Here is a 12,941-nt window from a genome sequence, read left to right on the forward strand (position 1 = left end):
CGTCTCTGTATCGGTAGAACGCTCGTCCCAGTAGGCTCATCGCGAGAAAGGGATGCGGGTGGCGAATGCCTTTGAGAAGTACACGTGTTTGTGTGATCGAGGACGATCCGGATGTCGCCTTCTACGTGAAGACCGTGCTCGAGAAACGTGCGGACGCTCACGTGGAGGCGATCACCGATCCATCCGTTGCGCTGGAGGCCATCGCGGCGTTCGATCCGGATCTCGTTCTGACGGACATCGAGATGCCGGGCATCTCCGGACTGGAACTGCTGCGCGAACTGCGCGCGACCCAGCCCGGGATGCCGGTCGTCATCATGACGGCGCATGTCTCGGTCGATTACGCGGTCTCGGCGCTGCGCTCCCAGGCCGACGAGTTCCTCACCAAGTCCATCAACTCCACCGAGCTGGTGTCGATCGTGCGGCGGCTCGCCGAGGAGGGCCGGGCGAACCGCTCGGCGCAGAACCAGCAGGTCGTCCTCGCGATCGGCGCGCATCCCGACGATATCGAGATCGGCATCGGCGGTCTCCTGGCCGCGCACCGGGAGGCAGGCAACTAGGTCGTCATGCTCACCCTCTCGCGTGGTGCGCGCGGCGGCGACGCCGACGACCGTCAGCACGAATCCCTCGCGGCCGCGGAGCTGCTCGGCGCGCGTCTCTTCCTCGAAGACCTCGAGGACACGCAGATCTCGGCCGCCGATCCGACGGTGAGCATCATCGAGCGGGTGGTGAACGAGGTGCAGCCGGACATCGTCTACACACATTCCGACCACGACCGCCATCAGGACCATCGCGCCGTGCATGCCGCGACGAACGTGGCCACCCGCTCGGTGCGCACGGTGTGCTGCTACCAGAGTCCCTCTGCGACGATCGACTTCCGGCCCACCCGGTTCGTCCCGATCGACGACTTCACCGAGACCAAGCTGCGGCTCATCGACTGCTTCCGTTCGCAGACCGACTTGCGTGCCTACCTCGAACCCGACTTCGTGCTCGCGACGGCCCGCTACTGGTCGCGCTTCGGCGGTGGCACGAGCTGCGAGCCCCTGGAAGTGATGCGTGACACCGCGGACATCTCCGTGCCCGCATCCGCGACGCAGACTGGCACCCGACTCAGGAGGACCCACGAATGACAGCCCCCCGGACCCGCGTGCTTGTGACCGGAGCCGGAGGCCCCGCGGGGATCGCGGTGATCCGCTCGCTGCTGAAGCGAGACGACGTCGAGGTCCTCGCCGCCGATATGGACGGCTGGGCCAGCGGGCTGTACCTGGTTCCCAGCGGCGATCGCCGCATCGTGCCCGCCGGCCGCTCCGAATCGTTCGTGGACGAGGTGATCGGGATGTGCCGCGACGACCTCGTCGACGTCCTCTTCTCGACCGTCGATGTCGAGCTGCCGGGTCTCGCCGCGCGCCGCGCCGAGCCACGAGACCCTCGTCACCTGCCTCGACAAGCACCGGCTGGCGGCGACCGTCGATGGCCGGGCCCGCATCCCGCTCACCCGGCTGCTGAACCGCGCTGGGAAGGGCAAGGACTGGACCTTCCCGGTCATCGTCAAACCGCGCAGCGGCGCCGGCTCGCGCGGGGTGCGCCTGATCGCCGATCGTGCGCAGCTGGAGGCGCTGGACGACGATGACAGCATCCTGATCCAGGAGAACCTGCCCGGCGAGGAGTTCTCGGTGGATGTGCTGGCCGGTCTCGACGGTTCGATCATCGCCGCCGTTCCCCGCTCGCGCGAGCGGGTCGACTCCGGCGTGTCCATCGCCGGCCGGACGCTGCGCCGTGCGGAGCTGGAGGAGACGGCCGCTGCCGTCGCCCGCGCGCCATCGGCCTGACCGGCGTCGCGAACGTCCAGTTGCGCTACAGCGTGGACGGGGTCCCAGCTCTGCTGGAGGTCAACCCGCGCTTCCCGGGGGCGATGCCGCTGACCATCGCCGCGGGGGTCGATATGCCGGCTCTGCTGCTGGACCTCGTCCTCGGCCGTCCCGTGCCGTCGGCGGTGGATTTCGCGGAGCTCGCCAATGTGCGCTTCCTCGAAGACGTCTTCCTGGACCCGGGCGGAGGTGCTCGTCTCCGAGAACGCCGCGCACTCGGAAGGTCCCGGCGAATGACAGCTCTGCTGCGTGGCGACTTCCACGTCCACTCCACTTTTTCGGACGACGCGCGGAGCACCCTCACGGAGAACATCGCCGCGGCGCACGCGGCCGGCCTGGAGCTGCTGCGGTTGACCGATCACGTCCGGGCGTCGACGACCTGGGTGCCCGAGTTCCTCGCGGCGGTGGCCGCGGAGTCCGTGCCGGAAGGGCTCACCGTCCTCACCGGTGTCGAGGCGAAGCTGCTGGATGTGTCCGGGGCGGTCGACGCCCCGGCCGGTCTCGTCGTCGGAGCGGGCGGCGTCGGCGCCGTGGTCATCGGCGACCACCAGTTCCCCGGAACCGACGGGCCCTGGTCGCCAGAGGCGACGCGCGCCCGGCTCGCCGCCGGACTCTCCGCGGACGACGCGCTCGACCTGCTGGTGACCGCCAGCATCCGGGCGATGGAGCGCACGCCGAACGCGCAGCTCGCGCACTGGTTCTCGATCCTGCCCAAGGTGGGTCTCAGCGAGGAGCAGCTCGGCGACGACCGGCTGCTCGCCTGGGCCTCCGCCGCGACCGCGACCGGCACGATCGTCGAGGTCAACGAGAAGTGGGACTGCCCGGGACCCGCTGCCGTCGCTGCGCTCCAGAGCGCCGGAGCGCGTATCGTCGCCTCCACCGATAGCCACCAGGCCGGCGACGTCGGCCGGTATGAGCGCGTGAGCGCCATCCTCGATGCGGCCGCCGTGATCCGGCGGCCGAAGGGAGACCAATGAGTCCTGTCGAACCGAATCGCAGACAGAGCGCGATTATCCAGCGTGAGATCGACGCGGACCGGCGCTGGGAGCGTCGCCTGTCGCTGTATGCGCTGATGGCCTTCGCCGTCCTCGCGGCGATCATCGTCGTGCGGGTGGTGTTCTTCTCGTGAGCGAGCCTCTGAAACGCGTCGTCATCGCGGATGACGACGACGATATCCGCACCCTGATGATGATCGCCGCGGGCCGCGCCGGCGTCGAGATCGTCGCCGCCGTCGACAACGGGCTGGCGGCCCTCGCCGCGGTCCGCACCGGCGACATCGACCTGGCTGTCCTCGACATCTCGATGCCCGGGCTCAACGGAGTCGAAGTCGCGGGGGCGATCCGCGGCGACACGGGGATGCGCAGCACGCTCATCCTCATGGTGTCGGCCTCCGTGCAGCTCCTGACCGATCACGGTGTCGTCGCCGATCGCTCGGACAGCTTCATCATCAAGCCTTTCAGCCCGAGGTTGCTCTCGCAGCGCATCCGCGAGATGCTGGCGATCGGAGAGCCGGCATGACCTTCGAACGCTTGCTGAGCCGGATACCCATCGACTCCCCTTCGCCGCTGATGAAGCAGCTGCCGACACTCATCGGGTTCGCCCTGGCGGTCATGCTGTCCTTCCTCCCCAAAGTGGTCACCGCGGTGCTGCCGCTGTACTTCTTCCTCGCGATCGGGCTCATCGTGCTGGCGACGGTTCTCGCTGCGATGCTGCCGTGGAACCGGATGGACACCCGCTGGGTGGTCATCGTCCCGATCATCTCGATGTTCGCGGTCGGTTCGCTGCGGCTTGCGACAGACGCTTCGGTGTCGCCGTTCGTCGTGCTGACGCTGCTGCCGTTCGTCTGGATCGCGACGGAAGCGGGCCGGATCAACATCCTGTACGCCGGAGCCGGCACTTTCCTGGTGTTGCTGGCGCCGCTGGTGGTCGGTGATATCCCGACGAACGACGGGGACATCGTGCGCCTCGTCTTCTCCCCGTTCATCTACGCGATCGTGGCACTCGTCGTCAACGAAGTGGCGCACCGGATGCGGGTCCATCTGGCGGCGGCGCGGACGGCCGCTGTCGAGCAGGAGGCCACCCTCGCCCGGGCGGTCAAGGCGCAGGACGAGCTGGTGCTCAACGAAGCGCGGCTCAAGACGGCCAATCGGCTCATCCAGAGCGTCTGGAACGCCGTCACCGAGCAATCTGTCATCGGCTCGGATCTCAACGGGCTCATCGATGTGTGGAACCCCGGCGCCGAGAAGATGCTCGGCCTCACCGAGAAGCAGGTCATCGCGGGACGCCGCCACGTCATCGAGTTCCACCTCGCCAGCGAGCTCGAAAACCGGCTGCGCGATATGGACGCACAGTTCATAACGGTCCCCAGCGTCGATGACTTCTCGGCCCTCATCGACGCGGTCCGTGCGGGCTACGCCGATATCCGCGACTGGACGTACGTGCGCGCCGACGGCAAGCATGTGCCGGTGCAGGTCGCGGCCACGCCACGCCTGGACGAGAACGGCCACCGCGTCGGCTTCATCTTCGTGGCGACGGATATGACGCAGGCCCGTGAGTTCGCGCGGCTGAAAGACGAGTTCGTCGGTCTCATCTCGCATGAATTGCGGACGCCGCTCAGCAGCATCCTGGGCTATATGGAGCTGATGCGCGACGACGACGAGGCGCCGCTGTCGGACAAGCAGCTGCAATACCTGAGCGTCGCCGAGCGCAACGCGCACCGGCTGCTGCGGCTCGTGGGGGATCTGTTGTTCACGGCGCAGGTCGAGTCCGGCCACTTCCCCCATCAGCTTCAAGGAGGCCGAGCTCTCGGCCGTCATGGCGGCCTCGGTGGAGTCCGCCGGACCGGTCGCGGCGAACGCGAAGGTGGAGCTCGTCAGCGAAGTGCCCGAGCATCCCGTCGAGGTTCTCGGCGACACGGTCCGTCTGGGGCAGGCTGTGGACAATCTCGTCTCGAACGCGCTCAAGTTCACTCCGGCCGGTGGGACGGTCACCGTCACCCTGCGGGGGACGGAGGAGGTGGTGATCACCGTCACCGACACCGGCATCGGCATCCCGGCCGTGGAGCTGAGCAGCCTCTCGCAGCGCTTCTTCCGTGCGTCGACGGCGACACGCAACGCGGTTCCAGGGGTGGGCCTCGGGCTCACGATCACGAAGGTGATCGTGACGGCGCACGGCGGTCGTCTCGACATCCAGAGCGAAGAGGGCGTCGGCACCTCGATCAGCCTGCACCTGCCCGCGGGGAAGCCCGCGCCGGCGGAGCAGGTGGCTCCCGAGGTCCAGGCGGCCACGTGAGCGGTGCCGGGGTCGCCGTCGTCCAGTTCGCCCCCAGCGACGACCGCGCTCACAACCGGGGAACCGTCGCGGCGCTGCTCGCCGACGCGGTGGAACGAGGAGCGCGGCTCGTCGTCTTCCCCGAGTACTCCTCGTACTTCGCAGACCCGCTCGGTGTCTCTTTCGCCGACAACGCCGAACCGCTCGATGGCGATTTCGTCCGTTCGCTCGCGGATGCGGCCCGTCGGCACAGGGTGTTCGCCATCGCCGGCCTGGTCGAGCGGATGGGGGAGCGTCACAAGTTCTCCAACACGCTCGTCGCCGTCGATCCGTCGGGGGCGACGGTGGCAGTGTACCGCAAACAGCACCTCTACGACGCGTTCGGCTCTCGCGAGTCCGAGCGGGCGATCCCGGGAGACCTCGCCTGGCCGGAGACGTTCGACGTCGACGGTCTCCGGGTCGGGATGCAGACCTGCTACGATCTCCGATTTCCCGAAGTGACCCGCCGCCTCGTGGACGCCGGAGCGCAGCTCGTCGCCCTTCCCGCCCAGTGGGTGCGCGGTCCGCGCAAAGAGCAGCACTGGGCCACGCTGCTCGCCGCGCGCGCCATCGAGAACACGATCTACATCGCTGCCGCGGGCCATCCCCCGCCGTCCGGTGTCGGCGCCAGCCGGATCGTGGACCCGGTGGGTGTCACGATCGCGGGCATCGCCGAGGAGACCGGTGTCGCCGTCGCGAGCGTCTCTGCCGAGCGCCTCGCAGCGGTGCGCGAGAGGAACCCTGCGCTGGGACTGCGGCGCTACCGGGTCGAGCCCGCCGGCTAGACGATCGGCGGCCGGCCGGCGCGCGTCATCCGCCACACCGTTCGCCAGCGCAGGGGCTTCCGCTCGCCGGGATCGGCACGCCAGCCCTCCGCCCAGCCGCCGAACCAGGCGCGGAGGACAGCCGGTTTGCGGAACCAGCGCAGCAGCTGGATGCCGGTCCACGAGCCGATGTACAGCGGTACGAGCACGGCGGGCAGGTTCCGCCGTGCGAGCCAGACACGATTGCGCGCGTTGAGCCGGTAGTAGTACGAGTGCCGAGTGGGGGAGACAGCGGGGTGCTCGGCCACCAGGTCGCCGGTGTACCAGACCCGCTTGCCCTGATCCCAGACCTTCCACGCCAGATCGATGCCCTCGTGGGCGTAGAAGAACGGGTCGGCCCAGCCACCGGCGGCGTCGAAGACCGTCCGGGGGAGCAGCACGGCCGCTTCCAGGATGGAGAACACGTTTCCGGACTGCGAGGCGTCGCCCTTCCGGATGCGCGGGATCCAGCGGCGTGGAGCGGGCTTGCCGTCCGGGTCTCGCAGCCGTGGCTGGAGCATCCCGATGCCCGGGTCGGCCCGGATGAGGGCGACTCCGTCGGCGAGGAATGTCGGCTCCGGGAGGGCGGCGTCGTCGTCCAGGAAGAACAGCGTCTCGCCCTCGACCAGCGGGACGCCGCGGTTCCGTCCGGCCGGGATGCCCAGGTTCTCCGGCACCGCGAGGGTCTTGACGCCCGCGGGCAGCGCGGGCTCCGCGGTCGCCGGGTCCCAGCCGTTCCCGACCACGACGATATCCGTACACACGCCGGACTGCGCCAGGACGGACTCGACGCCGCGGCGCAGCTCCACCGGCCGCGTGCCCTGTGTGAGCACCACGACGGCGATCGCCGGGTCAGCCACGGACCCGCTTCGACGCCATGATCGTCACGAAGTGCCCGATCAGTGCGAGCAGGGCGAGCGGAACCAGGGCGCAGAGGAGGATGCGGTCCGCCAGCACCGGCCCGATGACGAGCCCGGCGATCGCGGACACGAAGATGAGCATGGTCAGCTCGACCGAGTGGTACAGACGGTGGAACGGCACGAAGCGCGCCGCCCGCCGCAGCCTGGCGATGAGGCCGTGTGTCGGCGCGTACTCGGACTGCGTGTCCGCGAGTTTCGGCAGCCCGGCGTCGCCGCGCGCGACGCGCACCATGTCGTTGAGCGCCTTGTTCAGCACGACGATCAGCGCGAGCAGTGTGCCGAGGGTTGTCCAGAGGAAGTCCGCGGGCGTCTCGAAGGGGTAGCCCGCCGCGCGGATGCCGAGAGCGATCGCGATCAGCGTCTCGGTGGAGTAGTGCCCGACATTGTCGAGGAAGATGCCCGCGGGTGAGGAGGTCCCGCGCCAGCGGGCCACCTCGCCGTCGCAGCAGTCCACCAGCATCTGCGCCTGGCCGAGCACGAGGGCGAGGGCGGCGCCGCCGATGCCCGGGACGAGCAGGCTCACGGCGGTCGCCCAGCCGGTGAGGATCATCAGGCCGGTCACGCCGTTGGCCGAGATCGACGTTCTCAGCAGCAACCAGGTCAGGTAGGGCGAGAGGGTGCGCAGATAGAGGGAGGCCGTCCAGTGTTCGGCGTTGCGGCGGCCGCGGACCTCGGGCGGCTGGGCGACCGCCCGGAGCTGGGCGATCGAAGACGGCCGTGCGGGTCGCGCGCCGGAACCGGGTGCTGACATGCCTACCTTCCCGTGTGGGCCGTGATGTTGCGGGTGAGCGAGAGGTATCCGAGCACGAAGCCGACCCCCCAGCTGAAATGGATGCAGGGCAAGACTACGAGAAACCAGAGCAGGGACGAAAAGCCGTCCTTGCCGCCCCACAGCAGTGCCGACACCACGACGATGACGAGGTAGGCCGCCGGGACGGCCAGCCCCCACAAAAGCCAGGGTGTGCCGCCGAGCGCCGCCTGCACGCCGCCGCCGATCCCGAGCAGCACGCCCAGAGCGAAACCGAGCACCATCACCGGCGGGGCGAAGTAGCGCAGGCCGTTCGACGCGGGGAAGCGCCGCGCCAGTTCGCCGCGCCAAACGCCCGTGGAGAAGAACTGCCGTGCGAGGCGATACAGGTTCGGCCGGGGACGGTAGGTGACCTTGAGACGCGGTGTGAACCACACCGTGCCGCCGCTGTGCCGCAGCCGCCGGTTGAGCTCCCAGTCCTGCCCGCGCTTGATCTCCTCATCGAACAGGCCGACCTCCAGAAGCCGGTCGCGGCGGAACACGCCGAGGTACACGGTCTCCGCCGCGCCCGCTTCGCCGCCGACATGCAGCTTGGTGCCGCCGAGGCCGACGCGGCTGCCGTACGCCCGGGCGACGGCACGCTCGAACGGGGTGGTTCCCTGGGCATCCATCAGACCGCCCACATTGTCCGCGCCGGTCTCCAGGATGGTCTCGACAGCGATGCGCGCGTAGTCCGTGGGGAGCACGCTGTGGGCGTCGACGCGGACCACGATCGGATAGCTCGACTCGCGGATGGCGAGGTTCAGTCCGGCCGGCGTCGAACCGGCCTCGTTGCCGACCACGCGGATGCGGGAGTCGACAGCGGCCAGCTCCTCGACCAGTTCGGTCGTCCCGTCGATGCTCGGGCCGAGCGCGATGGTGACCTCGAACGGGCCGGTGTAGTCCTGGGCGAGCAGACTGTCCACAGCGGCCCGGACATGGGTCGCTTCGTTGAGCACAGGCATCACATAGGAGACACCGGGGAGGGTTCTCGTACTGTCGTGCTGCATTCGGTCCATTCATCGTTCTGGGTCGGCTGCGAGCCTATCAGTGGGCCCCCTGCGAACGCCGGGCGGACGTGCGGAAGCCGCCCGGCGCGAGGGGCGCCGGGCGGCTTTCTTGCGGGTGGGGCTCAGCTGGCCGGGAGCGAGCCGACGGTCACCGAGGCGGTCTTGGTCTGACCGTCACGGATGTAGGTGAGGTCTGCGCTCGCCCCGGCCGCCAGCGCCCGGACCTGAGCGGTCAGGTCGGTGGCGCCGGTGATCGGCAGACCGTTGAAGTTGACGATCACATCGCCCGCCTTCAGGCCCGCGGCGGCCGCCGCGCCGCCGCTCGTGACCTCCTTGATCTGTGCGCCGACCGTGGCCGCTTTGCTGTCGGAGCTCGCATCGGCGACGGAGGCGCCGAGCAGACCGTGTGTGGCCGAGCCGTTCTTGATGATCTCGTCAGAGACGCGCTTGGCCAGGTTGGACGGGATGGAGAAGCCGACGCCGATGCTGCCGGACTGGCTGCTGCTGTTGCTACCCCCGGCGCTCGCGATGGCGACGTTCACGCCGATCAGCTGGCCCTTGCTGTTGAGCAGCGCTCCGCCGGAGTTGCCCGGGTTAATCGACGCGTCGGTCTGGATGACCGGCAGCGCGATCGTGCTGGTGCTCTTGGACTGCTGCTGCGACGAGCCGCCGCCCTGGCCGGGGAAGTCGAAGTTGAACGGGCTCTGGCTGCTGCCGTTGCCGCCGTCGTTCTCGTTGGACTTCGGCGCTGCCGAGGAGGCGATGCTGATGGAGCGGTTGAGCGCTGAGACGATGCCGTCCGTCACGGTGCCGGAGAGACCGAGCGGAGCGCCGATCGCGATCGTGGTGTCGCCGACGTTGAGCTTGCCGGAGTCGGCCCACTCGATCGGCGTCATCCCGCTGGCTCCGTCGAGCTTGATCACGGCCAGGTCGGTCGTCGGGTCGGTCCCGACGATCTTCGTGGTGTAGATTTTGCCGTCGTTGGCGGTGACGGTGACGTTGACATCGGAGGCCTGGCCATCGAGCGTGATGACGTGGGTGTTGGTCAGCACGTACCCGTCCGAGGACAGGACGATACCGGAGCCGGTGCCGCCCTCGTTCGACGAGCTGACCGAGATGGTCACGACGCTCGGGGTCGCTTTGGCGGCCGCCGCGGTGATCGTCGTGGCGTTGTTCGTGTCGTTCACCGTGATGTTCTGCGGGCCGGACACCGTCTTGATGGTGGCGTTGTTCGAGGTCGCCGCGTACAGGCCGATGCCGGCGCCCGCGCCGGCGACACCCCCGATCAGCGCTCCGATGGCGAGCGTCGCGATGATGAAGCCGGTGCTGCCGCGCTTGCTCTCGGGCTTCGGAGCCGTGTGCGCTCCGGGGACGCCGGACGCGGCGGCGTAGCCGTGCTGGTGGCTGTGCGGGGCTTGCGCGTACGGCTGCGCTGGCTGCCCGAAAGCGCCATTGCCGTAGTCGGTCTGGGGGGAGGCCGGCTGCTGCGCTGTTCGCTGCGCGGCGGGCTGCTGTCCGGGGACCTGCTGCGCGGTCGGCTGCGGAGCCGCAGCCGGGTCCGTGGCAGGGGTCTGCTGGGCCTCCGGGGCAGTCCAGCCCGCGGTGGGCGCGGTCGGCTGGGCCGGAGCCTCCTCCGCTGCCGGGGTGGTCGCCGTCCGCGCAACCGTTTCGGCTGCTGGTACCGGTGTCGCGACCGCTGGCGTCGCTGCGGGGCTGTGAGCGCCCGTTTCCACGACCGCCTCGGCGTCGGCGTCGTGCTGTCCCTTCGCGGGCTCCGGAGTGATCGGGGTGTCGGTCATGGTGAGCTGCTCCTTCCAAGCAAGGACAGCTTGGAATGTGAACCTGGGTGTTCTATTTGCGAGTCCTGTGGGCGACCTTCCGCCTCTCGATGACTCTCCATAACGTCTTGAACGAATCCGGTGCGAACGGTCCCTGTTATGCGCTCGACTGCGTGCGAGAGAGGCGAGCCGGCCACAGGTGGAGGAGTGCGGCCGACGCTCGTCGCGTGCGCGGACGGGCGCGGTCACTCTCGGGCAGGGCGGCTCGGATGTCGCTCCAGACTCGGCGGCGGTTCGAGGGCGGGCGCTTTCTTGCGGGACGGCACGGCCGCGCGCAGCACCCGGCCGGCGCGCAGAACGCTGCCACCGGCCGCCGCTCCCAGGCGGCGGACCGCTCCCGGCGCATCGCCGGGCGACAGCGCCGCCGGGATCTGCGCCGGAGGAGGACCGAAGGCCAGCCGGGAGTTCGTCACGACACGGCGGCCGAGGATGTGGTTGCCGGTCCCGCCGATCACCGCACCGATCCCGAACGGAATGGCCCGCCCCACGAGAGACGCTCCGCCGCGGAGGGCGAACTGCCGGATGAAAGCGCTGCGCAGCCGATCCACCAGGGGGCCGACGACCATCTGCGGCAGGGTCGAGGTCACGAGCTCTCCCCAGTATGCGCTGCGTGCCATTGCCTCTCCTGTCAGCTGACCGCCGAACTGCCGCACGAGGTCGGAACCCTCGCGCCCGAGCATCATCGTCAGCACGAGGGCCCGCGCCCGGGATGGATCGTCGACTGCGATGCCGTGCAGCTCGCTCAGCGACTGGGCGTAGAGGGCGGTCGACTCGAGGAAGCCCGCGGTCTCGAGCCCCGAGAGCGCCAGCGTGACACCTGTGCCGATCGCCGGGATGACGGCGGTCGCTCCGACAGCCGCTCCGCTGGATGTGACGGCGGCCAGGTAGCGCCGTTCCAGCATCCTGGCCAGCTCCACGGCTGTGGCGTCCGGGTGCCGTCGGCGCAGCGCTCGCAGATGGGCAACGACCGCAGGGCGCTGGATGGCGAGGAACCGGTCGAGCGTTGTGTCGAGCGCGTGCGGAGTGTCGCCCCCGCGAGGCGGTCCGCCTGTGACCGAGACGAGGGGCTGCTGCGTGCGGGCCATCTCCCGAGTGTATGCTCGCCGCGCGCTCCGCCGAACCCCGAGCCGAGCGTCGGGCCCGCCGCGCTCCTTCGCAGAGGCGGGCCCTCCTCGCTCGATCGTGCTCAGAAACTGATCTGCCAGAGGTACTCGCGGCCGTCCGGGGGAAACCAGCGCACGACGAGGACGGTGTCCCGCTCGGGATGACCGCCGCTGACGCTCGCCCGGACGGCCTCGCCCGGCCGGATGGAGGTGGGGGCGCTGACCCGCAGAGAAGCGCTGCCCGCGATGCTGACGGTCACACCGCGCAGCTCCTCGCGGTTTGTGTTGACGATCCGGTAGTGCGGTGCGCCGCTCCGGTCGACGGACCAGGGCACGCGGTACGCGATCGTGCGTGGCCGAGGCGGTGGAAGAGGGTCCCGAAGATTCCGAAGGTGTCTCATACCGAGCAAACTAAGAGATGGTTTCAGTAGTCGTTTTTGGTGAGTTTGCGGGCGCTGGTGATCGCGATTGCTAGAGCGACGAGCGCCGTGATCGTTGAGGCGGTGCGGTCGTAGCGAGTGGCGAGTTTCCGGAAGGCGAGGATCCAGGCCATGGTGCGTTCGACTACCCAACAGTGTTTACCCAGTCACTGTTTGGAGTCGACTCCGATTCGTGCGATGCGTGCCTTGATCCCACGACAACGCAGGTAACAGCGGACGCGGCGGTTGTCGTAAGCCTTATCGGCGTGGAAGATAACCGGGCGGCGTCTGGGCCGACCGCGGCCGACGCCCTTGATCGCGGTGATGTTGTCTAACACAGGTTCCACGAGCATGGAGTCGTGTCGGTTGGCGCCGGAGATCTCCACATGCAGCGGGAGTCCGTTGCGGTCGGTCAGGACATGGTACTTGGTGCCCCGTTTCCCACGATCCGTGGGGTTAGGTCCAGTGAGATCGCCCCCCCTTTTCGCCCGGACACTTACGGAGTCCAGGCAGGTTCTTGACCAGTCGATCATGCCAGCCTGGCCGAGTTCGTCGAGCATGATCTTCCGCAGTGCATCCCACGCGCCCGCTTCGGACCATTCACGCAGACGCCGCCAACAAGTGACCCCGGACCCATACCCCAACTCGGGCGGGAGCTTCTCCACGGGATCCCCGTCAGCAGCACGAACACGATCCCAGCGAACACCTTCCGGTCAGGAACCCGAGGCTGCCCAGCCCGCCCATTGACCACAGGCGGCCGAGGCGGAATCAACGGCTCCAGCCGCTCCCACAACATATCCGTAATGAACCGATCCTCAGCAAGCGTCGACACTCGACCAGCATCCCCGCTAACCAGCCACAACAACCACCGCCACGCCGACTACTGA

Annotated in this window: 10 protein-coding genes and 5 pseudogenes; 8 read left to right on the top strand and 7 right to left on the bottom strand. The window is 68.9% G+C overall.

What is annotated here, in order from left to right:
• The first annotated feature begins 65 nt into the window (after nucleotides 1-65).
• From O159_RS16730 to O159_RS04000, 8 genes and pseudogenes are all read left to right on the top strand, one after another.
• Nucleotides 66-1,127: pseudogene (locus O159_RS16730) on the top strand (response regulator).
• A pseudogene (locus O159_RS03980) lies at nucleotides 1,124-2,102 on the top strand (ATP-grasp domain-containing protein). The pseudogenes O159_RS16730 and O159_RS03980 overlap by 4 nt, the downstream one beginning before the upstream one ends.
• Nucleotides 2,099-2,842: a PHP domain-containing protein gene (locus O159_RS03985; RefSeq protein ID WP_043993494.1), complete on the top strand. Its 744-nt coding sequence runs from the start codon at nucleotides 2,099-2,101 to the stop codon at nucleotides 2,840-2,842. Before O159_RS03980 ends, O159_RS03985 begins: the two are co-directional and overlap by 4 nt.
• A complete protein-coding gene (locus O159_RS14915) occupies nucleotides 2,839-2,994 on the top strand; it encodes a hypothetical protein (protein ID WP_169725657.1) in 156 nt (51 codons plus the stop codon). The genes O159_RS03985 and O159_RS14915 overlap by 4 nt, the downstream gene beginning before the upstream one ends.
• Nucleotides 2,991-3,383 carry a response regulator gene (locus tag O159_RS03990; protein ID WP_021754470.1) on the top strand — a complete coding sequence of 131 codons (393 nt, stop codon included), beginning with the start codon at nucleotides 2,991-2,993 and terminating at the stop codon, nucleotides 3,381-3,383. The genes O159_RS14915 and O159_RS03990 overlap by 4 nt, the downstream gene beginning before the upstream one ends.
• A gap of 509 nt (nucleotides 3,384-3,892) precedes the next feature.
• Nucleotides 3,893-4,576, top strand: a pseudogene (locus tag O159_RS15595) (histidine kinase dimerization/phospho-acceptor domain-containing protein); the annotation flags it as partial.
• Between the two features lie 103 nt (nucleotides 4,577-4,679).
• The gene (locus O159_RS15600) at nucleotides 4,680-5,156 is read left to right on the top strand and encodes a sensor histidine kinase (protein WP_236609561.1); all 477 of its coding nucleotides are present in this window, start codon (nucleotides 4,680-4,682) and stop codon (nucleotides 5,154-5,156) included.
• Nucleotides 5,157-5,179: 23 nt separating this feature from the next.
• Nucleotides 5,180-5,959: pseudogene (locus O159_RS04000) on the top strand (carbon-nitrogen hydrolase family protein); the annotation flags it as partial.
• Here O159_RS04000 and O159_RS04005 read toward each other — a convergent pair.
• The 7 genes and pseudogenes from O159_RS04005 to O159_RS13805 all read right to left on the bottom strand — a co-directional run bounded on the left by O159_RS04005 (nucleotide 5,956) and on the right by O159_RS13805 (nucleotide 12,919).
• Nucleotides 5,956-6,837 (bottom strand): glycosyltransferase family 2 protein, encoded by an 882-nt coding sequence (locus tag O159_RS04005; protein WP_021754472.1) that lies wholly within the window; start codon nucleotides 6,835-6,837, stop codon nucleotides 5,956-5,958. The pseudogene O159_RS04000 and the gene O159_RS04005 sit on opposite strands and share 4 nt — an antisense overlap.
• Nucleotides 6,830-7,648: a CDP-alcohol phosphatidyltransferase family protein gene (locus tag O159_RS04010; RefSeq protein ID WP_021754473.1), complete on the bottom strand. Its 819-nt coding sequence runs from the start codon at nucleotides 7,646-7,648 to the stop codon at nucleotides 6,830-6,832. Before O159_RS04010 ends, O159_RS04005 begins: the two co-directional genes overlap by 8 nt.
• Before the next feature lie 2 nt (nucleotides 7,649-7,650).
• Entirely contained in the window at nucleotides 7,651-8,703 is a 1,053-nt protein-coding gene (locus tag O159_RS04015) for a glycosyltransferase family 2 protein (RefSeq protein ID WP_201766233.1), read from the bottom strand.
• Nucleotides 8,704-8,816: 113 nt separating this feature from the next.
• Entirely contained in the window at nucleotides 8,817-10,493 is a 1,677-nt protein-coding gene (locus tag O159_RS04020; protein WP_021754479.1) for a S1C family serine protease, read from the bottom strand.
• Nucleotides 10,494-10,717: 224 nt separating this feature from the next.
• Complete coding sequence (locus O159_RS04025; RefSeq protein ID WP_021754481.1) at nucleotides 10,718-11,617, bottom strand: hypothetical protein; 900 nt, start codon at nucleotides 11,615-11,617, stop codon at nucleotides 10,718-10,720.
• 101 nt (nucleotides 11,618-11,718) lie between these two features.
• Complete coding sequence (locus O159_RS04030) at nucleotides 11,719-11,970, bottom strand: hypothetical protein (RefSeq protein ID WP_021754483.1); 252 nt, start codon at nucleotides 11,968-11,970, stop codon at nucleotides 11,719-11,721.
• 89 nt (nucleotides 11,971-12,059) lie between these two features.
• Nucleotides 12,060-12,919, bottom strand: a pseudogene (locus O159_RS13805) (IS5 family transposase).
• Nucleotides 12,920-12,941: the final 22 nt, after the last annotated feature.

This window comes from Leifsonia xyli subsp. cynodontis DSM 46306 (assembly GCF_000470775.1).
GTDB lineage: Bacteria > Actinomycetota > Actinomycetes > Actinomycetales > Microbacteriaceae > Leifsonia > Leifsonia cynodontis.

Bases quoted from the DNA above. Each gene is read 5' to 3' on its own strand.
- O159_RS04025 (WP_021754481.1), bottom strand. From the start codon at position 11,617: ATGGCCCGCACGCAGCAGCCCCTCGTCTCGGTCACAGGCGGACCGCCT.
- O159_RS14915 (WP_169725657.1), top strand. From the start codon at position 2,839: ATGAGTCCTGTCGAACCGAATCGCAGACAGAGCGCGATTATCCAGCGT.
- O159_RS04010 (WP_021754473.1), bottom strand. From the start codon at position 7,648: ATGTCAGCACCCGGTTCCGGCGCGCGACCCGCACGGCCGTCTTCGATC.
- O159_RS04020 (WP_021754479.1), bottom strand. From the start codon at position 10,493: ATGACCGACACCCCGATCACTCCGGAGCCCGCGAAGGGACAGCACGAC.
- O159_RS15600 (WP_236609561.1), top strand. From the start codon at position 4,680: ATGGCGGCCTCGGTGGAGTCCGCCGGACCGGTCGCGGCGAACGCGAAG.
- O159_RS04015 (WP_201766233.1), bottom strand. From the start codon at position 8,703: ATGGACCGAATGCAGCACGACAGTACGAGAACCCTCCCCGGTGTCTCC.
- O159_RS03985 (WP_043993494.1), top strand. From the start codon at position 2,099: ATGACAGCTCTGCTGCGTGGCGACTTCCACGTCCACTCCACTTTTTCG.